Here is a 22889-nt window from a genome sequence, read left to right on the forward strand (position 1 = left end):
CCTCAAATCAGCGCGTGGGAGCAGGCTTTGTATTCATCGAGTAGTGCGTGGGCTACTTCCAACTCAATTTCGAGCTCCAGGGCTATCTGCTCGAACAGGTCCCAGGCAGCGAGCACGTCTGGGTGAGTTTCAATGCACTCGGATACTGCGTGATCCATTGGCTCTATGGGAAAATCCATTTCATCCTTTTGATGTAAGTTGGGCAGGCTGGGTATCGCTGTCTCCAGGCATTCGCTGCGCACTGCCTCTTTGGCGGCGTGCCACTCCGCTTTTGCCAGCTGTGCCATCGCCAGAAGTACATCTAATTCCGCAATCTGGTCGTGGACTCTGTCCAGTTCTGTCATGCATCCATCATCTGGTGGCATAGTAGCCCTCCTAAGGACGAATTAGGGGCGTAAATAGTAGCTCTCCGGCCCCCAAGGTGGCCTCAGAGTGCTCATCAACTTGGTGGGCACCAAGAGACCAGTAGAGATTGGCGTTGCTACGCCAGGGCTGGAACCAACGGTTGGCGAGCCTTATAAAGCTCACTTCGAAGCTGGACTTACCAATCTCGACCAGGGCCAGGGAATCGACCTCAACGGCGGGTTTACCATCGAACAGGCTTGAGTGATGTCTATAAGTGCCACTGAGTCGGCAGAAAGCGCCTGGACAAATACCGGCATGTGGTAGGTGAGCAAAGCGCACCACGGCATTTGCCTCGGCATTACTGGAGGGATCTTTCAACATCAGGTGGCTTAATAGCATGCCGCCCTCCTGAGGTGGGGAGGTGACCTCTTCGACAAAGCCCCTGATTTCAACAAACTCTCCCTCTGGAGTGGCTTCTAGCTTCGACAGTTCTATATTTTTACCGTTGGGAAGCGTTGTCGAAAAAGGCATGGTGTAGATATTTTTCTGAAGGTTTTTGATCTCTCTATCGGAATTAAGCCCCTCGCAACCAAGCGCAAGTCGATAACAGGCAGCCTGGCTAGCGATGGCGATGCGGGTGAGAAAGTGCGCATCCACCGCGAGATCGCCAAGCCTCTCCGCCAAGCCGCCACTACCACGTCGCAATAATTCAGTAATTGTGTTGTGTATTACAGCTTGAGCGCTTGCGAACTGGGGGAGCTTGCTCTCAATATCTCCGGCCAGAAACAAGCACGCCTGTTTGATTTCCACTGATTTTCCAAGAAGTAGGGCGCTGTAAATACGCTTGTGACCACTTTTAAGTAGGCTGGAAAATACTTTTATAATCGTTTTAATGGAATGTATATTGCGCTTGGAAAAGTCGGTACTAGCTGCTTCAGTATCTAGAGCAATATTGAATTGGGCATGTGTTAGCGCGAGTAGCCCTCGACTTAGGCACATGATGACAGCATCTGCAGCACTATTTAATCTCAGGGCCATTGAAGATGTATTTTCTGGAAAATAAGCCTTTAATAGGTCTATATTTTTTATCTCCCCATTAGCTAATCTGGCCATGGATTCCTGCAGGTTAATTCTCTCGTCCAGGCCTGCAATTTTTTTGCGTAAACGCGTGAGAGTCTGTTCTGAGAGCTTATTACCGGCTAATTCTTCTGCTTTAACGAGAATCTTATTTAACCGATCTTCGGGGTCCATGCTGCGAATTCGCTGCTTGAGGTTTTCAGACCATTGGTTTCGACTCTCACCAATAGCAATGCCACGCAGCACAAACAGAAACTCTAAACCCATACGGTGATGCAGAGTGTGCAGATAGTTGGTGCTTTCTAAGTGGCCTTGAAGATTGCGATACTCACCATAGCCCAACCCTATACAGAGCCGTGCCTGTTGATCTAGTTCTTTCCATGAGTGAGATAATATCGATTGTTGAAGAGTCAGGGCCTCGCGAAAGAGTTTCAATAATTCAGTAGGCTGTTTGTTAAAGGCAGGGAGTAAATCAAACTGGGCACGCTTTAAAGTATCTTTGAGAGGGTAGGGGCTTTCATTGGCCATTGGCATCAGTGTCTCCTGGATGCGATGGGTGGCTCAATATTTACCATTGGCGAAATTGCAACCTTTTCTATTTGGCATGTTATTAAGCATAGTAAATTGTTGGGCGGACATACTTTCGGAGGCTTATTTGCTTTGATGCTTACTTGGGGTTGGGGTTGGGGTTGGGGTTGGGGTTGGGGTTGGGGTTGGGGTTAATATAAAGATAGGTCGGTCTGATTTAGTTTAAAATTTTAGGTTTTCAGGGGGAGTATTTTAAACACCCTTTAATTCAACGATTTTATTGGATTGAAAAATGGGTGCGGTATTTATAGTTCTATAGGTCAGAGCAAATGAGTTTCCCGTCAGACATACTGTTGAGAACTCTATCCCTTATTTCAATTTTTACTGGCTATTAAGTTGCTCATTGCGCTGGGTTTGGCGCTCTATATTTGAGATGTGAATATAAATATATTTCTATTTTCGATTCATTATAAAGGGTGGCATATTGGTTACAGTTAAAGCTTGCTATATTGGGCTGCGCCTAAATCAAGGTGTTTCTTGGAGATCTCAGGTTTCATCTTAAATATTCATTAAGAGAGAAATAAATATGTCACAGGTAAGTGATGACGTAGATTTGGTGGCGGAGAAAAGTTCCAGTCCAGTGGTGGTGAAACTTTCATTAGCAAAAGCTTTCAAGCATAGTGCTCCATCTATTCGCGAAACTCAGAATACGTACAAGCAGAATGTAGTTGCAATAAACACTCTGGTGACTAGCGTTTTGTCCTCAAGCTTGCCTACCTTAAATCAAAATCCACCGGATTGGAGTGAGTTTGTAGCGGCCTATACACAGGCCAATACTGATGCGCTTGATTGGGTGAATAATGTACTGGCCAGGCTTCTGGATGTGCCCAGTGAGGTGCAAAGTTACAACGGTATTATCAGTCAGTTGTTGCAGGATGCTTTAACCCAGGCAAATACACTCAATAGTGACCCAGGTAATACATCGGCTCTTAATATATTGAAGAACGACCTGGATTCAATCACCTCTCAACTGGGTATTGTTTCGACCTTTATCAGTGGCGCAGTTCAGGCAATTCAAGGGTTTCAGGATAAATTGCCTGATATGGCGACTCAATTGCAGTCAATTGCCGATAAGTCTGTTCAGGATGCACAGGCCGATGAACAGCAAATTGCTGATTTAAAGAAAGAAATAAAAAATCTTCAGGCAGATATCAAATCACTGACAACAAGCATTGTTGCTCTTGGTATTGCAGATGCTACGGCTATTTCTTTGGGTACTGTCGCTTCTATAGTAGCCTTCCCTGAAGGCCTGCTGACCTGGTTTGTTATGGGGCCAGTGGCTGCAGTGGCAAGTACCTTTATTGCACTGGATGCTGCCAAAATTGTTGCAGACCAAAAGAGCATCAAGGCTAAGCAAGCAGAAATGAATCTGGTAACTGCAGATGTATCAACTCTTCAGATGTTGTCGCAAAGCTTTGGGCAGCTCGCTGAGGAGACCCAGCAGGTTGAAGATAATTTGCAGGCTGTATTGCAAGAGTGGCAAACTCTTGAAAGTGATGTATCTGGCGCCATTAGTGACATTCAGACAGCCATTTCTGACGAGGAGGGCGCTAACTTCTCGGCCGTAATCAATGACCTCAATGATGCGATCACTGAATGGGATGATGCCTATTCCCAGGCGGGCAGCTTGTATCTTGAGCTTAATGTGAATGATGCAGATCTAACAATTGGCATGAGCTCAGATCAGGTTCAGTCTGCTTTTGCCAGTGGCAATGCGGTTGGAGTAATTCAGTACTACAACAGCCTCTAGAAATAGATAACGCAATATTTATTCAAAGGCTTATTTCGAGGGAAATAAGCCTTTTTTATTTATCAATTAAAAAATCTATCTATTTTTCCTGCTGTTATGCTTAGGGTTATGAGGAGTTGGCCTCTACTCTTCGTAGCGGATTTCAGTAATAAAATAGGTCTGCCATTTTTCCCCCTGACGAATATCTATCTCATCGTCGAGTCTGCGCCCTAGCAATGAACGAGCTACGGGAGAATCCATAGAGATCAGGCCGGCTTTTACATCAAATTCATCTGGGCCAACGATTCTGTAGCTTATGACTACACCTTCTTCATCTTCCAACGTGACCCAGGCACCGAAGAAGACTTTTTCACGGTCTTCAGGCACTTGATCTACTACGGTGATTTCCTCCAGGCGTTTGGTCAAAAAACGCACACGGCTGTCTATTTCACGCAGGCGCTTTTTACCGTAGATATAGTCGGCATTTTCCGAGCGATCGCCCAGCTTAGCGGCATCACTTACCGCCTGGGTGACTCTGGGGCGCTCCTCCTCCCATAGATGCTTAACTTCGGCGCGCATACGTTGCGCGCCCTCCGCAGTGATATAGCGGGAGCCGCGCGGGCGCGGTGGTCTCCATCTTCCCATGGTATTAATGGCTTCCTCTAAAGGTTTGGGATGATTGATTACAGATTCTCAATGGTAATTCCGGGGCCGGCTTCAGCCAGGGGAAAATTGAAAATACGGCTGTAAAATTCCAGCTCTCCCTCCAGGGCCATTTTGATGCTATCTCCACTACGGAAGCCGTGCCCTTCATTGGCAAAGGTGATATGGGCAACCGGAATACCGCGCTCTTTCAGGGCTCTCACCATAGTTTCCGCCTGGTTTGGTGGTACTACCTTGTCTTCCAAACCTTGGAAGAAAATCACCGGGCAGCTCAGTTGCTCCACATGATGAATAGGAGAGCGTTGCTGATAGGTTGCTTCGGCGGATGGCCAGGGGCCGACTAATTTGTCCAGGTAGCGGGATTCAAACTTGTGAGTGTCTTTAGCGAGACTGCTCAATTCGCCGATACCATAATGACTGGCCCCGGCTTTGAAAGTATTGTGAAAAGTCAGTGCTGCTAACACGGTATAACCACCTGCGCTGCCACCCTTGATCAGCAGCCGCTCCGGATCGGCCAAACCCTGATTGACCAGGTATTCGGCGCCTGCACAGACATCTTCCACATCATAGATGCCCCACTTATCGGTAAGGCGGTCGCGGTACTCGCGGCCATAACCGGTGCTACCGGAATAATTCACATCCAGAATGGCGAAGCCGCGGCTGGTCCAGTACTGTACTTTCAAATTGAGGCCGGCAGAGGTGGCTCCAGTGGGGCCGCCATGGCTAAAAACAATAAGCGGGGGGTTTTCGCCCTCTGGTGCCTTGAAGTCCGGGTTGTGCGGGGGATAGTAAAAACCGTGTACCTCTCGCTCATCGACATAGAAAGTAATGGCCTGGGCGCTGGAGAAGAGTTCGGCAGCCAGTGAGCGTTTGTTACTGCTGGCGATTGTCTCAAGGGCCTCACTTGCCAGATCAAAAGTGATTATTGCAGGGAAGCTGTCTCTTGCGGCGGCAATCATAATCGCTTTGCCATTTTCACAGCGCAGGCTCTCAATATCACAGTAGGGCTGCTGGATCAGCTGGTGTTCCCCAGTAAGGGTATTTACGCAGGCCAAATACCAAAGACCATTCTCGGTGTAAGTACAGAGAATTTCCTCAGTACTGATAAAGCCATAAGTGGACATTCCGAACACCCACTGCGGTGTGGCGAATTCAGCCTCTTTTTTCCAAAGCGGGGTATCTTGTCCCAGCTTGTATAAATTCCACCAGTTGTTGCGGTCGGAGACATAGTAAAGCTCCCCCAATGGCGACCACTGGGGTTGGAATATGGATTCGTTATTTCCGCCGGCCACTTGAGTGATCTCAATGGCCTCTCCTTGCTCACTCAGAGTGGCCAGGCACAGTTCGGTGCCATCCCAAGGCAGGTTGGGGTGATGCCAGCGCAAGAAGCTCAACAGGTCTCCGCTGGTGTTCAAGGTGGGGTTTGAGTAGAAGTCTGCGCCTTCAACCAAAACCCTTGGGGGGCTAGTCAGCGGAGACTGTAGGTCGATGGCGATAATTCGTGCACGTGCTTCCTGTCCCTGAGCGTGGCCGCTGTCGTCTTCTTCAATACAAATCAAACGATTTCTTTTTGTGTCGAGGTGCAGGTCTGCATAGCGGGATTCGTTTTCTGGAGTAATAGCCTCAGGCAGGTCGCTACCGATCTCCATCCGGTAAATACGCTGATCTTCCGCAAGTACAAAGTACAGGGTGTCGCCGTGGACTAGGTAGCTACCACCGCCATATTCGTGCGCCTTGGAGCGAATACTTAGCGGGGTGGGGGTGAGATCGCGCCGGCCATTTTGCGGGCAATACTGCACCAGAACATTACGCCCCTTTTCTGAAGGACGCGACTCTAACCAGTAGTAACGCCCATCCACCAAGCTGGCTTCCGCCAGGCGAACACTGCCTTCAACCAATAATTCTGCGTTGATTGCAGATTTCCAGCTGCCATAAGGGGTGGAGTTTGTTATGGAGTGATCACTCATCGGATACCGGTTTCCTAAATTAGATTTTTTTGCATTCTGCCGGGCCTGTTTTAGCGATACAAGGTGCCTTTTTACGGGTTAAAGCCTGTGTTAGTCTTTGATGACCAAGCAAGCGCTTGGTGGCGGGGTTTGATACCTCCTTCATTAACCCCAAAGTATGGATGCGGCTCAGGGTATTTCGCGCACGGATGAGGCGCAGGTACTGAGAGCATGACAATCAGCGGAATTCGGCAAAGCCTAGTGTGCCGAACCTAAAGCGGCCCAAATAAAGATAATTCAGGAGAGCCTGCGATGTCCGATGAAGTGGTAATCACCTGCGCCCTAACCGGGGTGCTCACCAATCCGCAACAACACCCGGTTCCGGTAACGCCGGAACAAATGGCAAACTCAGCCCGCGAAGCCTTTGATGCCGGGGCTTCGGTAATGCATGTACATTTTCGGGCTCAAGAGCCGGGCAAGGGGCATCTTCCCAGCTGGGAACCGCAAGTGGCGTTGGAAATTGCCGACGCAATTCGGGCTAAGTGCCCCGGAGTTATTTTAAATTTTTCCACCGGCACTATCGGTCGGGACCAGCGCGGACCTCTCGAGTGTGTGCGCGCAGGTAAGCCGGAAATCGCCGCCTGCAATGCGGGCAGCTTGAATTACTTAAAAGCCCGTTCCAACGGCACCTGGGCCTGGCCGCCGATGGTGTTCGATAATCCGGTAGACAAGGTGGAGGAACTGCTGGCGGTATGTCGTGAAACGGGTACCAGGCCAGAGTTTGAGTGCTTTGATGTAGGTATTGTCCGCTCCGTTGGTATGTATGCCGATGTGGGTATGGTCGATAAGCCCAACTATAACCTGGTGATGGGGGTGGCTTCTGGTATGCCAGCGGATCCCGAGCTGTTGGAGTTGCTGCCTAAATATATGCGTACAGATAGCTTGTGGCAGAGTACTGTGATTGGGCGCGAGGAAATCTGGCCGGTGCACCGCAAGACCGCGGAGCTGGGCGGCCATTTACGCTCTGGAGTAGAGGACACTTTCTATTTGCCCGGTGGCGAGCGCACCTCTGGTAATGGCCAGTTGATTGAGGCTTTGGCCGTGATCGCAGAAGAGAGTGGTCGTAAGGTGGTGTCTCCAGAGCGGGCGCGGGAAATCTTCTGCTAATTCTTTTCAGTGCATAGACCAGTGGGCCCTCAGTGTCACTGGTCTACCTCTCAGAGCCCACCTTCTGTCGATTTTTCCCCATTTTATGCCTGCTCTATCTTGCTTGGGCGCCAAGAGCCGAGAATCCTTTTCGCCTCCCTTTCCAGCTGGTCTGGATTTTTTAAGCGCCGTAGAACCAAGTGATTCTTACTTTTCCTGCAAAAGGTCCGCTTGGTTACCTACCCGTTAGCACTGTAGCGGCTGCTAGTCTTTAGTGGGGATAGCCGTTTCCAGCGGTTGATCTATGCATAAATATAGGCTGTGCCAGGGAGCGGTGGATGCAAGAGTTGTTGGACCGAATAATCAAGGCGATTGATTGGGCCAACCGGCTTTTGTGGGGGGGGATTGAAGGGCAGTGGTGGCTCGGTGTCCTCATTATCGCTTTGCTGCCAATTGGCCTTTACTTCTCCATTCGCAGTCGCTTTATTCAATTCCGCCACTTTGGTCATATGGCGATGGTAATGGTGCGCGGTATTCATAAGGATCATCCGGGCTCAATTTCCGCGTTTCAGGCGTTTGCCACCAGTGCCGCAGCACGGATTGGTACCGGTAGTTTGGCGGGTGTTGCCGTGGCAATTACTGCTGGGGGCCCTGGGTCGGTTTTTTGGATGTGGATGGTGGCTTGGCTCGGTATGGCCACCAGCATGGTCGAAAATACCCTCGCGCAAGTCTATAAAGAGAAAGGTGAGCAACCTGGGACCTTCCGTGGAGGACCGGCTTACTACATCAAAAAAGGCTTAGGCCCTAACTGGAAGTGGCTTTCAGTAAGTTTTTCCATCTTCTTACTGATGTGCTACGGCTTTGTCTTCAACTCCATTCAATCGAACGCTATGGCCACGGCCCTAAACGATGCCTGGGAAATCAACCCCATGCTGGTCGGGATTGTGGTAGCTGTGATTGCGGGCATTATTGTGTTTGGTGGTATCCGCTCTATCGCGCGATTTGCCGGAGTGGTGGTGCCTTTTATGGCTATCGCCTATTTAACAGTGGCGTTTATGGTTTTGCTGATGAACTTGGGGGAGTTGCCCAAGATTCTGGGTATGATATTAAGGAATGCTTTTGGACTGGAACAGGCTGGCGCAGGAGCCCTGGGGGCGGTAGTTTCCAATGGAATAAAGCGTGGGCTATTTGCCAATGAGGCGGGGCTTGGCTCTTCACCGAATGTGGGTGCAGCAGCGGATGTTAAGCATCCACTGGTGCAGGGCTATGTGCAAATGGCTTCCGTTTTTCTAGATACCATTGTTATCTGTACCTGTACCGCGGCAATTATTTTAGTTGCCGATGTGTATATGGTGGGCAATGTAGAGGGAGTTAAATTAGCTCAGGACTCTCTGTCTAGCGTGGTGGGTTCCTGGGGAAGTGGTTTCGTGGCGTTTGCACTGCTGTTTTTTGCCTTTACTTCGATTATTGGTAATTACTATTACGGTGAAACCAATATTTTTTATCTTTACCATACTCCCACTTCTATATTTTGTTATCGGATAATTTTTTTAATTTTTATCCTGTTTGGCGCCTGGGTTTCTTACAGTGGAAGTACTGAGAATTTTACCTTGCTCTGGCGCATGGCAGATGTGGCGATGGGATTTATGGCCTCTACCAATATATTGGCTATTACCTTGCTCTCCGGTGTCGCTTTCAAAGTGCTGGGAGACTATGAAGCACAGCTTAATCAAGGAATTAAGGAGCCGGTGTTTGATGCGAGAAAATACGATATTAAAGGGATTGATCACACAGTATGGGATCGGAATTGAGCTCGCTGCCCACTGAGCTGTGAGCACTGGCTTTGTGGGCAAATTAAATAAAAAGTTGTATTAGAGAGAAGGCTTTTGAATTGCCAGATAAAAAATAAAGGCAATCTGCACCATGGCCAAAAGAGCCGCAATGATGCGTGTAGGTTGAGGCATGGATTGGCGCAGTGCGAAGAATCCGGCAATCACATAACCGAATACCAGTGCAACCTTTACCGCAAGCCAATGAAAGACAGCCGGATTCCAGCTGCCGATAACAACCAGCGCTACAGCCGCAGATAACAGCAGAGTATCATTGGCATGGGGCATCCAGCGAAGGAAGGTTTTTCTCCAGTGAGGCTTTCCTGAGAACTCCAACCCCATTCGCAACAGAAAAAGAGAGAGGCTAAGTACTGCGGCTGTGATATGGGTATGCTTAATCAGTGTGTAGGTAAACATCTATAAAGCTAAAGGGTTATTTGAAAATAGATTTCTCAGTCATGGTGAAAAGGCCACCAAGTTAACTAAGAGTGCAACGAGAACCGCTGCTGATGATAGCGGCTCATCGTGATTCTGTACATCAAAAAGACAGAAGGGTAAGTCCACTAACGTATTAATGTTAGTGGACGATGATTTTCCGGTTAATTGCAGTTCTCTAATTAGAGTTGCTAAATGTGACACTTCCTTGTGCAGTCGATTGCTGTATTAGTTTAAGTTACCAATGCGTCCGTACTTCATCCTGCGTGCAACATTGTGCTCGGCACGAATCATGTTCTCATTGATAGCCAAAAGGTCATTGGGCACATTATTCTGATCATCACTCAAGCCCACCGTAGCTATCTCTTCTTTCAACTCCATGGAGCCACCAACCCAAATCCAGCCGGAGGTTCTAGTAGTGATCATATTGTTAAGGTTGGATACCGTTGTGTTGTTATACGCGATATTGTTACCACCATTAGTAATTCTTGCCATTAACAAACCATTGCCTTGCTGGCGCAATACATTATTCATGGGGTTTTGTCTTTGATCGGCAAGATAGGTGGAATTGGTGGCTCCTGAAAGGTACAAGCCACGATTACAGCGATCAGCATGTACCAGTTCGTGGCCCAGAGCTATGTAGCTGGGGCAATTGCCCATGGTTACGGTTCCGGCATTGGTAAGGTTGGCCGTCTGCAGGGCATTATTGTTCCACATAACCACACCACTGGCACCGGTGCTCATCACTTTTGCCATAAAACCCTGGTCTGCACTCACCAGGGGGATATAACTCTTGAAGCCACTCCAAATTTGATCTTTTATCCATTTGTCGGGTCTGAACCCCAGCGCATTATTCTCGGTGATTCGCGTATCGTGCCGGCTGTTAATCAGGCGTCGAACGAGTGTTGTGCTGTTGGCCCTTAAGCCAGCAGCAGTCAGAATACCGACACCTTCAGTCACTCGTACTACATTGCGGCCGCCCGTGCGGTATTTTTCAGTTGTGTAGACAAGTGCTGTGCCGACGCCTCCTAATAGAGTGTTAAGCGCTGTTCTTACCTGGGTGATAAATGTGTTGTTCGTTGAGTCAATACAAAGTCCCATTGTTATTCTCCTTGTACTTCTTGGTAAAACTGAAATAAGCGTTGTTGCATGGTGAAACTGGGAATAAAAATTCTCGGCGTGGAGCTATCTTTTGAAAAATTGAAGAGGAAGGACTTGCTAGCTACGGAGCAGGGGGCAATGTGCTGAAATAGAGTAGATAATCTTAAATGCCCAGGAGCCCTGCTACTTAGGGTGGGAGAACAGCTCTGCTTTAGGAGCAGAAGAGATAGCCTAGCCAGCACATCCATTGATTATTGACCAAGTGAAAGACTTATTTGGCACTTATTCGAACCTTACTAATATTTTCTTTCAGTTGCCATACTTTCATAAAAATATTTTTAATGATCAAACAATTTTGTTTAATTTTACTGTCTCGATATTTTCAGTGCTGTGACTGATAGGGGCGAAGTGATTCAAGTAGACTTTTTATAGAAGAGTACTTCTCTGCGTAAGTAATTGAACCCTATCCATATTCAATATTTATCAGTTAATGATGGGTGGACAAGCGGCTCAATGTTGACATTTGGATAAGTTGCTGGTGAGTTGCTCTCCGGTGATGTTATCTAAGACTCACCTCTATTTCTTTTTAGTCTTGGAGTGTTTGTTGCGTTCCTGATGCCGGATAGTGTGAGAGTCTGAGGAGATAAAGAGTAAAGGGGTAACAGGCTTTTATTAAATTTGAAAAAAAATCAACCGAGTAGATGCTGGGTGTCAAAGATATTTGTTTGAGAGACCAGTGAGCTTTTGTAAAGCAACTTGCTTTCAATAGATACTTTGACTTTACGATTCAGTCCTGTTCCTATCGCACCATTACAGTTAGCCTACATCTGTTTGGTGGATATTCTTGAACTCTCTCTCATGGTGAGTAGACTGAACAATTCGAAATGGCCTGTAAATACGAGTGTTACTCGAGAGGCAGTGAGAGAAATTGTTTACGGCTTAGTGAAAGCTATTTTTCTTAAAGGATATGTCGATATGCTAAAGGCAGAGTATCGTGAGCGCGGCCCTGTGCCGCAGGATGTGATTGAGGCGGTTCCGTTTAATGAGCCGGAACTGGAAGAGGGGCAGGTATTACTGGAAATGCTGGCTACACCTATCAACCCCTCAGATGTACTCACGCTGACCGGTGAATATGGCATGTTACCGCCTCTGCCTGCCATTGGCGGGAACGAAGGTGTTGCCAAGGTAGTTAAGCAGGGTCCGAATGTGTCAGGCCTTGATATTGGCCAAACTGTTCTGTTGCCCGTTGGCAGTGGCACCTGGGCCACGCACATGGTGGCAAATGCTAAGGGACTTATCCCTCTGCCGAATGAGGTAGACCCCATACAACTATCCATGATTACCATTAATCCCCCAACGGCCTATCTCCTACTCAGTGAGTTCGTCGATCTGAAAGAGGGAGACTGGGTGATTCAAAACGCAGCAAACTCTGCGGTAGGAACTTATCTGACAAGTCTGGCAAAAATTCGTGGTCTGAAGGTAGTCAATGTAGTTCGCAGACCCTCACTGATCGAGCCAATGCTGGAAGCCGGTGCCGATGTGGTGCTGGTGGATGGTGATCAGGAAGGGGAGAGCCTAGCCAAGAGGGTTAAAGCTGCAACCGCAGGTGCTGAGATTCGCTTGGGTATAGATGCCGTTGGGGGAATGGCTACTGCTAGGCTAGGTGAAGCCCTTAGCGAGGGTGCCACACTGGTCAACTATGGTGCCCTGAGCGGTGAACCATGTCTGCTTGCTCCAGGGGTGATTATCTTTAAGGATATTACTGTACGCGGATTCTGGCTGGCCAAGTGGTTTGCTAATGCTTCACCTGAGCGGCAGCAGGAAGTTTTTGGAACCATTACGAGCCTAGTTGCCCAGGGTAAGCTTTCTGCACCAATTCATGCAACTTATCCCCTTAGCGATGTGAAGGAAGCCGTTAAAGTTGCTGCGGCAGGTGAGCGTAACGGTAAAGTTCTTTTGGTTGGTAATTTAAAAATTCAATAAATTCATATTTATTATTGATTGTCTATCAACTATGTAAGATCCATTCGTTATAGGGTGGATCTTTTTGATATTAATCACCACTAGCTTCCCGTATCTTGAGTGGAACACATCCCCCGCTAAATACAGCTTTTCTTTTCGGCTAATTATCTAGATTTAAATAAGTTCTAAGTACGCCTATCCTATAAGTTAGGTCTATTATGGGTCTGTAAACAGAACTTTTAATTGGTTAATATTTTGAAGCTCTAATTTTAGGGTTGTTATTTGATGTTAAATAAGTAAACAAATAAATAAAATAAACAATAAAGTCACGATAGTGGCGAGGGTATATCATGATAAGAAAAAAACAAATGATCAAATCATCCCTTTATGGGCGGTTAGTAATTCTCATGCTGGGCCTTTTTCTAGTTCCGGATGTCAAGTCGACAACAACTCAGGGTGTTATACAATTGTCCCTGCAAGAACAGTTAGATAAAGATGTGCCTTTCAACCATTCGCAATGGGTGGGTACCCACAACTCTTATAATGCGCGGGAATGGGACAGTGCCTACTGGGCGGATCCCAATCAGGATATTTCAATCTATGATCAGTTAAAATCCGGTGTGCGTGAGCTTACTTTAGATGTCGGAGATTACGGAACATTTTTTGGGGAGAATCAGCTGCGGTTATGTCATGGTGTCTGCTTTGGTGGTGAAAAAAAGTTTCGCCGTGGGCTGGAAAGTATTGTTCGTTGGTTGGAAGAGGGGAATGCTCAGTCAGTCATCTTGTTGAAACTTGAAATAAATTCTGATCATTATGGCCAGATAGCCAGTCAGTTGAGAGCTGAGTTAGGAAGCTATCTTTATGAGGCGAGTTTCTCTGGAGGGGGATCTAATCGTTGTGCCGGCCTACCTGTGGATTCCTTGAGTAAGCAGAATGTGTTGGATTCTGGAAAAAATATAGTCGTTGTAAATACGGATCTAATCTGTCCACAATCAGGGAGCTTTAGGTCTGTGGTACATCTCGGTCTGCAATATCAGGGGTTCTACAAAGACAAATTTAGTAAACCCACAGATCCCAATACTTGTGAGTTAATGACAACCTCGGCAAGCAAGCAAATGACGCGGTTACACGATCCAAGCACTCTTTATGGCATTGGTAGTGGTGGTAAAGGGCCGCAAGACAAAGAAATCACTGAGTCTAATGTAAAAAGCTATCTTTCCTGTGGGCTCAATATATTTGAAATGTTCTGGTTCAATGGCGATGGTAGTGCGGGGCATCTTGAGCCCGAAGACCTACTCTGGTCTTGGGAAAGTACGGAGCCGAACAACTGGAATGGCAATGAGCATTGCGCTATTTCAAAGGCGAACGGTCGTTTTAATGATGTGGCGTGCTCCAAAAGCTACCGCTTTGCTTGCCGTGATGAAGGTGAATGGAAGATTACTGCTGCTGATGCGGACTGGTCTCAGGGAGAAGTGGCTTGTAAATATGAGTATCCGGGATCAGTTTTTGATGTTCCATTCAATGGCTATGACAATGCACGCCTTATGAGTGCCAAGATCGGAGCTGGGGCTTCCACAGTTTGGCTAGCGTATCACGATCTAAATCAGGAAGGCCTTTGGCAAAAGGGTGTGAACAAACAATAGAATAATACTGCTGCTTCACATAGGAGGAAATCAAGGAGAGAGGTGGCCTTAATGATGAAGTAATATTTACCAAGTATTCTCGCAATTGTTGGGGGCTGGGTTTATCGCTTGTTCTTTGCCGAGAAAAGTGCAACACAGCCCCGAATTTCTATTGAATATTCTGAGAATCTGCTTTGCAGGAAATTTTCCAGATCTTTCTGGCTGTCTAGGGTGTTAGAGAATATTCCTTTCTTGTTGTAGAAGGTCATTAATCGTTTGGCGATTGCACTTTTGTGAACACCTTCATGTAAAATTGTAGAGCCAAAGATAGTGCCATGATCTGAGAGTAGTTTATTAAGATAATCTATGGCAATAAGCTTTTCTGATAGTCTCCCCGGTAAGCAGTGGAATAAATAATTAACAGAAATGGAATCAAATGGCTCTATATCATTAGGCATTTCACCCAGTACGTTTGTGCGAAATAGAATAGGTTTGTATCTTGCAACACGCTTTGCTGAGATATCCAAGCAGTTCTGGTTTAAATCCATAAGTGCCAATCTGATATGAGGTGAGGGGAAATGACATTTATCCATAAAATAGCCGGTGCCGACACCCACGTCCAAGTGGTTGACGCTTACATTTTCATCAAACTGCTGAAGAATTGTTGGGGTAGGGCAGCGCCAAATAAAGCGATTTGATAAAAATAACACCCAAAAATCATATAGCCATAACAGTGTCTTGGAATATGCGGCTTGGCCCTTCCAGACTTCTTTACTTATTCTCATGATACTCTCCAAGCTACTGGGGTGGCCGATAGCTGATAAGGTTGCTCCTGATTGAGGATGTAAGCGTCTATCGTGGGAAACCCGCCTGAACCTTTTAATTGATCTCCTGAGTTTAATTATATGAATCGTACATTTGTGGCCTTTAAGGTCAGTATCCTTGCCTCGGTTTATGTCTGCGCCATCTATTGATGGATTGGTTGGACACAGTGGGATATAGCAAAACATGAAGATGTTGGTATGAAATGCTAATGGATTAATAGGTCATATCAAGGGAAAACCGATCAGTTACTCCAGGCATAAGTAGCTACAGATTAAAAGAGTGGGGAAAATGAAGGTGAGCGATTATACGACAAACCAGCGCCGGTTATTGGCCGGCGCTGGTGACATATGGCGTTAAGCTTGGGTAGTGAGGTACTTCAGAATATCGATAACTTGTGCAGGGCTCTGGGCCCAGGCTTGGGCTGAACCATCGACTTCTTTCAAGGCGTGAACCAGGGATTCATCGTGTAGGGTGATATAAGGCTTTCCCAGAGCTGCACAGTAACCGGCATCGAATGCGGCGTTCCACTGCTTATATTTTTCTCCAAAGCGAATGATCGCCAGGTCGCAGTTCTCAATAGAGTGTTTGATTCGGACGGCATTGACCTTGGCCGATTTATGATCACGCCAAAAAGAGTTGGGCTCTTCACCAAGACCGTCACCCGCCGCATCACTGGCATCGTGATCAGTCACTGCGGATGAAAAGGTGATATCTAACCCTAGATTTTTGCAACCCTCTATAATTTGGGTTCTCCAGTTAGAATGAATTTCACCGGAAAGGTACACTTTTAGCTTCATGGGGCCGCCTCTTGGGATAATAAGCACTATGTATCGTATAGCTGTGGCTTATTTTACATGATGCTGCAGTGGATAGGAAAAGACACGGTATTGGCTGCAGCCTCTACAGTGAATGTAGGGCTGGCCCTAAGGCCAGCACATTGAGCTTAACTTTAAAGTTAGAGTTTTTGCTTGATAAAGGTTACTTTATCTGGCGTTTTACCAGCTGGTAGCCGGGTAGAATGCATTTGGCGGAGTAACCAGTTCCCATCTACCTTCGCTAGGACGGCACTCTCCAGCCAGATAACATCCTCGCTTTTGTTTTTCTGGGTAAAGTTGGCTTTGTTCCAATAATTGACAGTCAGTAATTCGCCTTGCTGCTCGTAGTTGATGATGCTGAAGTAATTCGTTCGGGTGTAACCAGCGGGCTTAACTACATTAACAAGATCCTCTATGGTCCAGATCTCCCCATGTTCTAAAAGGATGAATGAATCAGTAACCGTACTTCTCATTGCCTGATGATCAAAATTTGACATGGCGGCAAAAAGTTTGTCGATGGTGTTAAAAGCTTCAGGCCTCTTGTCGGCATAGCAGCTGGCGGTGACGAAGAGGAGTAGCAAGCCGAAGAAAGTTCTGGTCATAATGTGTATCTCCCTATACTCATGCATTTTGATGGAAACCTGTGCAGGTCTGCAGTGATTATATCTTTGCAAAGCAATGGCCGGTCAATACTGATCTTATGTGGTTGGTATCTTGAGCTGTATTATTTAGGAAGGCTTCACCCATAAAGGCTCCCCTTTAATTCCTGTTATGTTTATTTGGGGGCTCGGCAGGGCTTTTGCCGGGTTGATGAGGTGGGCTTACTAAGGAGCTACTAATCCGGCCGGGATGCAGCTAACTCTAATATCGCCTGGCATTGAGATTCGATGGTGCTTGAGTCACAAGAGGCCTTTTTTGCACTCCATTGCAGTGCATGCCAAAGCACACATAGATATTTATAGATAAGCCGCCAATGGTAAAGGCGCTGCCTGTCATCTCCATTTGGTGGGCGATGGAGATAATTGACCAGTAGCTGTTGTTGCTCCGCAGGGGAAAATTGGTGCTCCTCCACCAAAGCGGCAAGGTCATAAAATCGATCTCCCATGGAAGCATATTCCCAGTCGATTGCGATTAGCTCCCCGTTGGTACTTTCGATCAGGTTTTCTTTGGTTAGGTCATTATGACAGAGACCGGGAGTATCATTTGCAGCCTTTAAAGCGCTAATACTGCTGGATAGTTCGCGGTGTAATTGTTTAAGGCGTGGATAGAAATCAGCTCGAGTATTAATCGATGACCAATAGCGGTCTATTTTCTGATCAATATCCAGGTGGTTCTTAACCGGCGGGAGAGAGTGAATGCTATTAAGTCGTTTGGCAAGCCGCTTCAAAGAGCTGGGGCCCTCTTTGTGCCAGGGCTTACCTTGAATAAACCTTGTTACCAAATAGTGATATTGAGGGTCACAATAGACAAGGGGAGCACAGAGCCCGGCGCGAGTGGCCTGGTTGAGGACTTGGGCCTCTGTTGCCCGGTCGAGATCCAGTGCTTGGCTAAGTGGGGAGTTATGGCGAATAACCAGGAGCTCTTCCCCTGATGAAACTAAATAGGTTCGATTGGTCTGCCCACCTGCCAAGGTCCGTATAAACCTAGGCCTGGACTGGCTCCACTGATGCCAGTCGCAGGGAATGATGTCGCTTAGGCTTTGGCTCATAGGTATAGAGAGGGCGAATTGCTACTGTAAAGCGGCGGAGGCTTGTCTTCCCGTTAAAGAGGTTAGCCCGGGCTGCTCGGCCTGATTTTGCTTATTGTAGATGGATCTCCACTGGAAAAAACCAATAACAACCAATACCACGTAGAGCAAAAAGAGGAGCGCAGTCAGGTAGAGCCCTCTATCCAGGTAAAGGTAGATGGAGGCCCCATCCACTACAATCCAGTAGATCCAGTTCTCCAAAACTTTGCGGGTCACCATGTAGGTGGTCACCACAGCTCCCAAAGTGGTGAAAGAATCGAGATAGGGTAGGGCGGCACTGGTAAAGTTATCTAGTAGATAACCGAATACCAGGGTTAGCAGGAAAACACCACTAATCACTATCAAGTGGGTTTGCAGTGGCCAGCGATGAATTCTTAAGTCTTTGTTTTTATCCTCGTGATGACGCCATTGCCACCAGCCAAAAATCGCCATGCCCAGGTAGAACACTTGCAGTGCTGATTCCATTAGCAGGCTGACATCCCAAAATAAAACTAAATAGATTGCCGTGCTGATAAAGGCAGCATACCAGCAGCTGATTTTCTCGCGCATCGCCAATAACAGGTAAGCAAGGGCGAGAACAACAGCTGCCACTTCCCAAAGAGACATGGCTTCAATTGAGGTGCGCAGAATTTCTAGGAACTCTGAGTTAAGCATGGGGTTTGGCCGGGGCTAGGTCGCCATCAATAAATTTACAAACAAAAATAGCGCGTCCAAATTGCTCATAGGATTTGCGCATTTCTATTTTGAGAACATCCATTAGCAAATCATATTCGCCAAATACCTGAGTGCTCATAGTGTTAGTGATTACTCTCAGGCCTGAATGGCTATTCAGGCGTTCAATAAAGGCTCGAATACTGGGTATGTACTCATCTTTAAGAGGGTACATGCTGATTTCTGCGGAGAGCTGCATAGCTTTTCTCATTATTCACCGAGATCCAGGGGGTAACTATCCTTGGCTCTTATCTATCCAACCCGATTAAGTCCGTGAATTATCAGATAGCTATGTATCTGATAATTCACGGGCGTTAACCATTGGCTATTTGCTAAAATACAAGGTGTCCTATTAGAAAGTATAAGTACCGGTTATCCCGGCAATACGTGGTTCACCCTGTTGATAATAAGCCTCTGAGGTATAGCCATTAACTGGGTTATTTCCGAAATAAAAGCCTCTGGTATAGTAATCCTCACCTGTCAGGTTTCTACCCCATAGAGAGACTTCCCAATTATCAAGCCGATAGGTGAGGCGGGCGTTAACCAATTCGTAGGCCGTGGATTTTTCATTGTGGCTATTAGAGAAGTAAAACTCATCCTTGCCTTCCAATTCCAGACGCAGTACCCAGTGGGTAGTGAGATCAATCTCGGTGCCAGTGAAGAACTGATAGCTTGGCGCATGAGCGACATCACGCCCATCCAGATTTACCGATAGTACCGTGCCGGTTTCTTTATCCTTCTCTGTATCTACGTGTGTACTGCTTATAAAGTTTTCAAACTCGGCGTTTAGCCAGCCTGCAGAAGCGAAGAGGCGCACAGTATCCGTGGCTTGGAAATTTATTTCCGCCTCAAAGCCGTAAGTTTCACCACCTGCTGCATTACCCAGGTATTCCCTAAACTTTTTACTTTCTGGATTAAAGAGTGATTGTTTGGCTTGAACATCGCTGCGGTCTTGGTAGAAAGCTGCTAGCTGCGCCTGTAGGCGGTTATCCAGCCAGTTGCCTTTGGCGCCGAGTTCGTAGTTAAGCAAATGCTCTGTATCGAACTCGAACATCTCCCTGTAAGTTTCTTCATTACCCGCGAACTCTGCGATGATAGCACCGTTCACACCCCCTGCCTTATAGCCGCGTGAAACGGTGGCGTACAGTAGCGTGTCTTCAGAATAATGATATTCCAGGGTTATATTTCCACCCCACAAATCCTCATTGCTATCTGCCTTAGTGGAATAGGAATCAGAATAATCCGCGCTGCGTTTTTCCAAGCGAAGCCCGGTAATCAGGTTGAGAGCGTCGGTTAGTGTGGTGCTCAGCTGTCCGTAAACAGCGCTGTTTTTGGTATCAAACTCACTGCTAAAAAAACTGTATTCCGTGATTGTGCCTTTAGTTTTTCCTGAAGTCTGCAGGAGGTCTTCTTGCTCATTACGATGATAAACCCCCAGTGCCCAGCTAGTGCGCCCCGTAAAGAGTTTGGAGCTTTCAGTGGAGAGCAGGCGTAAATCCAGGCTGGCGTTGTCTTTGTCCCGCTGGTAATTGTCAGTTTGGCTGTATTCCAAAGGGTGAAATCCGATATAGCTCCAGTCCTCATCGTATCCGTATTCGGTATCGGAATTGGCATGGCTTAGGGTGGCTTCAAGAGTGAAATTCTCGTTACCAGACCACTGCCCAGTTAAAGCGCCAGCCCAGCTTTCCTGCTGGTCCCGACCGGGCTTGTCGGAGAGGGTCTTGCGGGTATTGTATAGAGAGAAGGCATCGTAGCCGTTATCGGCGTCAAGGTAGAAAAGGGTGAAGTCGAGCTTTAAATCGTCACTGGGAGAATAGGCCAGCTTACCGCGCAGTACGGATTCATCAATATTGTTCGTGTCATCGCGGCCCAGATATTGATTTTCCATGTAGCCGTCGGACTTTCGCTCGCTGGCGGCTATACGGTAGCCAAGCTGCTCATTCAGGCTGCCGCTGCCAATGGCGGTAAGGCTGCGACCACCGTATTCACTCAACTCGGCGGAGACTTTGCCCGTTGTTTCTGAAGTGGGCGCGGCACTGCGCATATTGACCAGGCCTGCTAGGGCATTGGCGCCATACAAGGTGCCTTGCGGGCCTCGTAGAATCTCGACTTGTTCTATGTCCAGGGTGTTGGCGGCCAGGCCAAGGCCTGTGAAGTCGATACCATCAATAACCAAGCCGACTGAAGGGTTTACTGGGTCGATAAATTGGCTGCGTTCACCGATACCGCGAACCTGGATAAAGCGCCCCCGTGAGGCGCCCGTAGAAAAATTGACATTAGGTGCCATGTTCAGGAGTTGGTCCAGGCTTCCAGCTCCGCGCGCCTCAATACTGCTGGTGCCGATTACACTGACACTGCCGGGTAGATCTAGTAGGTTGGTATCACGTAATTGAGCTGTCACTACCACTTCCTCAAGCCCGTCCTCCATGGGCTTAGCGGCCATTGCTAGCCCAGCGGACAGGCCAGCCACAAGGCCGATAGATTGAGCAATCGGGCGGATTGTGAACAGTTTTTTCATGGTTCTCTCTCGAATCAACACTAATGAAAGAGACCCGGAGAGCGACGAGGGGAGGGCTTTGGCACGCCTACCTATTCCTACGCCGGTATTAACCGGATCAGGTTCAAGGGTTTGCTTAAGGTGATCTTTTTGATCCCTTTGCATCTCAGGCCTTGGCCACCCCTTAGGTTTTTGCGGGCGCGATGATAGCAGATGTTTTGCCTTTTATGGGCAGGAAGGCGTTTTTGAGTGAGATTGGACCGCCTGGCTATGGGGGGCAGAAGTATTGGTATTGAAGGATATCCAATATAATTTTAGTTTTCGGTTGCCAGGCTGTGGCTAGATTTAGGTGTTGGAGTAACAGTGAAAAATTGTCCTGGTTGTAATGAGAAGCCTATCTCTCTGATTGGCTGGTGTAGTGGTCTCAACTCGATAAAATGTGTCTGTAAAAGCTGCGGTTTGAATTTGTCAGCAAATTTTGTCACTTGGCTTGTAATGTTTGTCATTGTTGTAATGATGGGTGCAGTTGCTTATACCGCATTAGTTCACTTCGATGTGCATTTTAAGCAGGACCGCTGGTTGCTGATTGGTTTGATCTCTATCCCTGTGCTTATCGGATCGTTGCTGGGGTATTTGGTTGGTGGCTACAAGGTGCAGAAAAGGGGCGGTAGGTAGAGTAGGGTATATGCAAGTATTCATCGTGTGGTGACTTCCTACGTTGAAGGGGCTAATAGTGGCATTTCAAAGGCAGTGTCACTCTCTTGAATAGTAACTTTTGTCCATTGCCCATGGTAGATTGGTAGAGAGAAATTGATGGAATTGGTAGTACAAGAAAAATTAAAAGCACTTGAAGCTGAGAAAGGTATAGAAATTTTATATGCCTGTGAGTCTGGTAGTCGGGCGTGGGGCTTTGAGTCGCCGGATAGTGATTGGGATGTACGTTTTATTTACAAGCGAGATCTTAACCACTATTTGACACTTGGGACTCCTAGAGATGTTGTAGAAGTGCCTTTCGATAAGACCTTGGGGGATGAGCTTGACCTTGTTGGCTGGGATATCAATAAAACCCTGGGACTGTTAAGGGGCAGCAATCCGACATTAATCGAGTGGCTGTTTTCACCAAAAGTGTATTTCAAACGGCAAGAGGTTTTGGATGAACTTCGGAGCCTGGCACTCAAGTGTTGGCAGCCGCGGGCCTTAGCGCATCACTATATCAGCATGGGGTTTAACTGTTATACAAAATTTGTGCAAGAAAAGGACGCTGGTGTTAAGGAAATTAAGGTTAAAAAGCTGTTATATGTAATACGCTCAATTCTGAATGCGCTTTATATAAAAAGATTTCTGTCAATCCCTCCAGTCAACTTTATGCAAATGTGCGAAGAATTACTAGAGGATGATCAAGAGGAATGGCTATTCAAGCTGATAGTCAATTTGATTGAGCAGAAAAAGGGGGTGGATGAAGGCAGGTTGGTGGTTCTGGATGGTCAGCTTGATAGCTGGATTAATGCCAAGCTGGATCGCGGAGTGGCTAACTCAATTGAAGAGCGACCTAAATTAGATTTACAAAGTTTTGATAAGGTTTTTCATTGGGTGCTTGGTGTAAATCTTAAGTAATATTTCTTTAAAGCTTGGGGCCTGGCTGATTCAGCTTGGATAGTGGGTATTTTATTCTCGGCTTCTCAGCTCTATTTTTTTCAAGCTTAAGTTAGTTCATTTTCCAAAAAATCAACAAAGACTTTTGTTTTTGCTGGCATAGCTCTGCCGCTTGGAATTAGGTCGCTTACCGGTGGTCCTGGCACTACTTTTTCAGGGAGCAGTTGAACAATTTTACCATTCCGTATGGATGTAAAT

At 47.1% G+C, this 22889-nt stretch carries 20 protein-coding genes and 1 riboswitch; of the genes, 7 read left to right on the forward strand and 13 right to left on the reverse strand.

The window, feature by feature from the left end; translation table 11 throughout:
* Nucleotides 1-2: 2 nt before the first annotated feature.
* On the reverse strand, nt 3-365 hold the full coding sequence (locus ACJJIB_RS10005) for a hypothetical protein (protein WP_444888763.1): 363 nt from the start codon (nt 363-365) through the stop codon (nt 3-5).
* Nucleotides 366-375: 10 nt separating this feature from the next.
* Nucleotides 376-1956 (reverse strand): hypothetical protein, encoded by a 1581-nt coding sequence (locus ACJJIB_RS10010; RefSeq protein ID WP_444888764.1) that lies wholly within the window; start codon nt 1954-1956, stop codon nt 376-378.
* Between the two features lie 580 nt (nt 1957-2536).
* Here ACJJIB_RS10010 and ACJJIB_RS10015 point away from each other — a divergent pair.
* Complete coding sequence (locus ACJJIB_RS10015) at nt 2537-3760, forward strand: enterotoxin (HBL) (RefSeq protein WP_444888765.1); 1224 nt, start codon at nt 2537-2539, stop codon at nt 3758-3760.
* Nucleotides 3761-3883: 123 nt separating this feature from the next.
* On the opposite strand, the gene greB is transcribed toward ACJJIB_RS10015, so the two are convergent.
* Both greB and ACJJIB_RS10025 read right to left on the reverse strand, forming a co-directional pair.
* Nucleotides 3884-4384, reverse strand: coding sequence for a transcription elongation factor GreB (gene greB, locus ACJJIB_RS10020; protein WP_252085569.1), 501 nt, complete (start codon nt 4382-4384; stop codon nt 3884-3886).
* 38 nt (nt 4385-4422) lie between these two features.
* Complete coding sequence (locus ACJJIB_RS10025; RefSeq protein WP_444888766.1) at nt 4423-6369, reverse strand: S9 family peptidase; 1947 nt, start codon at nt 6367-6369, stop codon at nt 4423-4425.
* 291 nt (nt 6370-6660) lie between these two features.
* Here ACJJIB_RS10025 and ACJJIB_RS10030 point away from each other — a divergent pair, with 291 nt between their 5' ends.
* Nucleotides 6661-7515, forward strand: coding sequence for a beta-keto acid cleavage family enzyme (locus ACJJIB_RS10030; protein WP_252085571.1), 855 nt, complete (start codon nt 6661-6663; stop codon nt 7513-7515).
* A 317-nt stretch (nt 7516-7832) separates the two neighbouring features.
* Complete coding sequence (locus ACJJIB_RS10035) at nt 7833-9305, forward strand: alanine/glycine:cation symporter family protein (RefSeq protein ID WP_444885250.1); 1473 nt, start codon at nt 7833-7835, stop codon at nt 9303-9305.
* A gap of 60 nt (nt 9306-9365) precedes the next feature.
* On the opposite strand, the gene ACJJIB_RS10040 is transcribed toward ACJJIB_RS10035, so the two are convergent.
* On the reverse strand, nt 9366-9740 hold the full coding sequence (locus tag ACJJIB_RS10040; RefSeq protein ID WP_444888767.1) for a SirB2 family protein: 375 nt from the start codon (nt 9738-9740) through the stop codon (nt 9366-9368).
* A 246-nt stretch (nt 9741-9986) separates the two neighbouring features.
* On the reverse strand, nt 9987-10859 hold the full coding sequence (locus ACJJIB_RS10045; protein ID WP_444888768.1) for a M91 family zinc metallopeptidase: 873 nt from the start codon (nt 10857-10859) through the stop codon (nt 9987-9989).
* Nucleotides 10860-11834: 975 nt separating this feature from the next.
* On the opposite strand from ACJJIB_RS10045, the gene ACJJIB_RS10050 reads away from it, so the two are divergent.
* Both ACJJIB_RS10050 and ACJJIB_RS10055 read left to right on the forward strand, forming a co-directional pair.
* Nucleotides 11835-12842, forward strand: a complete 1008-nt coding sequence (locus tag ACJJIB_RS10050; RefSeq protein WP_444888769.1) for a zinc-dependent alcohol dehydrogenase family protein — start codon at nt 11835-11837, stop codon at nt 12840-12842.
* 329 nt (nt 12843-13171) lie between these two features.
* A complete protein-coding gene (locus tag ACJJIB_RS10055; RefSeq protein ID WP_444888770.1) occupies nt 13172-14464 on the forward strand; it encodes a phosphoinositide-specific phospholipase C-related protein in 1293 nt (430 codons plus the stop codon).
* Between the two features lie 101 nt (nt 14465-14565).
* Here the strand turns inward: ACJJIB_RS10055 and ACJJIB_RS10060 are convergent, their stop codons facing one another.
* The 7 genes from ACJJIB_RS10060 to ACJJIB_RS10090 form a co-directional block, all read right to left on the reverse strand.
* Complete coding sequence (locus tag ACJJIB_RS10060) at nt 14566-15228, reverse strand: class I SAM-dependent methyltransferase (RefSeq protein ID WP_444888771.1); 663 nt, start codon at nt 15226-15228, stop codon at nt 14566-14568.
* A gap of 393 nt (nt 15229-15621) precedes the next feature.
* On the reverse strand, nt 15622-16065 hold the full coding sequence (locus ACJJIB_RS10065) for a YtoQ family protein (RefSeq protein WP_444888772.1): 444 nt from the start codon (nt 16063-16065) through the stop codon (nt 15622-15624).
* 158 nt (nt 16066-16223) lie between these two features.
* A complete protein-coding gene (locus ACJJIB_RS10070) occupies nt 16224-16685 on the reverse strand; it encodes a nuclear transport factor 2 family protein (RefSeq protein ID WP_444888773.1) in 462 nt (153 codons plus the stop codon).
* 233 nt (nt 16686-16918) lie between these two features.
* Nucleotides 16919-17713, reverse strand: a complete 795-nt coding sequence (locus tag ACJJIB_RS10075) for a phosphotransferase (protein WP_444888774.1) — start codon at nt 17711-17713, stop codon at nt 16919-16921.
* Nucleotides 17714-17812: 99 nt separating this feature from the next.
* Nucleotides 17813-18484, reverse strand: coding sequence for a nicotinamide riboside transporter PnuC (pnuC, locus tag ACJJIB_RS10080; RefSeq protein WP_444888775.1), 672 nt, complete (start codon nt 18482-18484; stop codon nt 17813-17815).
* Nucleotides 18477-18740: a hypothetical protein gene (locus ACJJIB_RS10085; RefSeq protein ID WP_444888776.1), complete on the reverse strand. Its 264-nt coding sequence runs from the start codon at nt 18738-18740 to the stop codon at nt 18477-18479. The genes pnuC and ACJJIB_RS10085 overlap by 8 nt, the downstream gene beginning before the upstream one ends.
* A 153-nt stretch (nt 18741-18893) precedes the next feature.
* A complete protein-coding gene (locus tag ACJJIB_RS10090) occupies nt 18894-21059 on the reverse strand; it encodes a TonB-dependent receptor (protein ID WP_444888777.1) in 2166 nt (721 codons plus the stop codon).
* A gap of 57 nt (nt 21060-21116) precedes the next feature.
* A riboswitch (TPP riboswitch) is annotated at nt 21117-21233 on the reverse strand.
* A 168-nt stretch (nt 21234-21401) separates the two neighbouring features.
* Between ACJJIB_RS10090 and ACJJIB_RS10095 the strand changes: the two genes are divergently transcribed.
* Nucleotides 21402-21713: a hypothetical protein gene (locus ACJJIB_RS10095; protein ID WP_444888778.1), complete on the forward strand. Its 312-nt coding sequence runs from the start codon at nt 21402-21404 to the stop codon at nt 21711-21713.
* Between the two features lie 138 nt (nt 21714-21851).
* On the forward strand, nt 21852-22652 hold the full coding sequence (locus ACJJIB_RS10100; protein WP_444888779.1) for a nucleotidyltransferase domain-containing protein: 801 nt from the start codon (nt 21852-21854) through the stop codon (nt 22650-22652).
* Nucleotides 22653-22889: the final 237 nt, after the last annotated feature.

The organism is Microbulbifer mixtoriginis (SeqCode) (assembly GCF_052467705.1).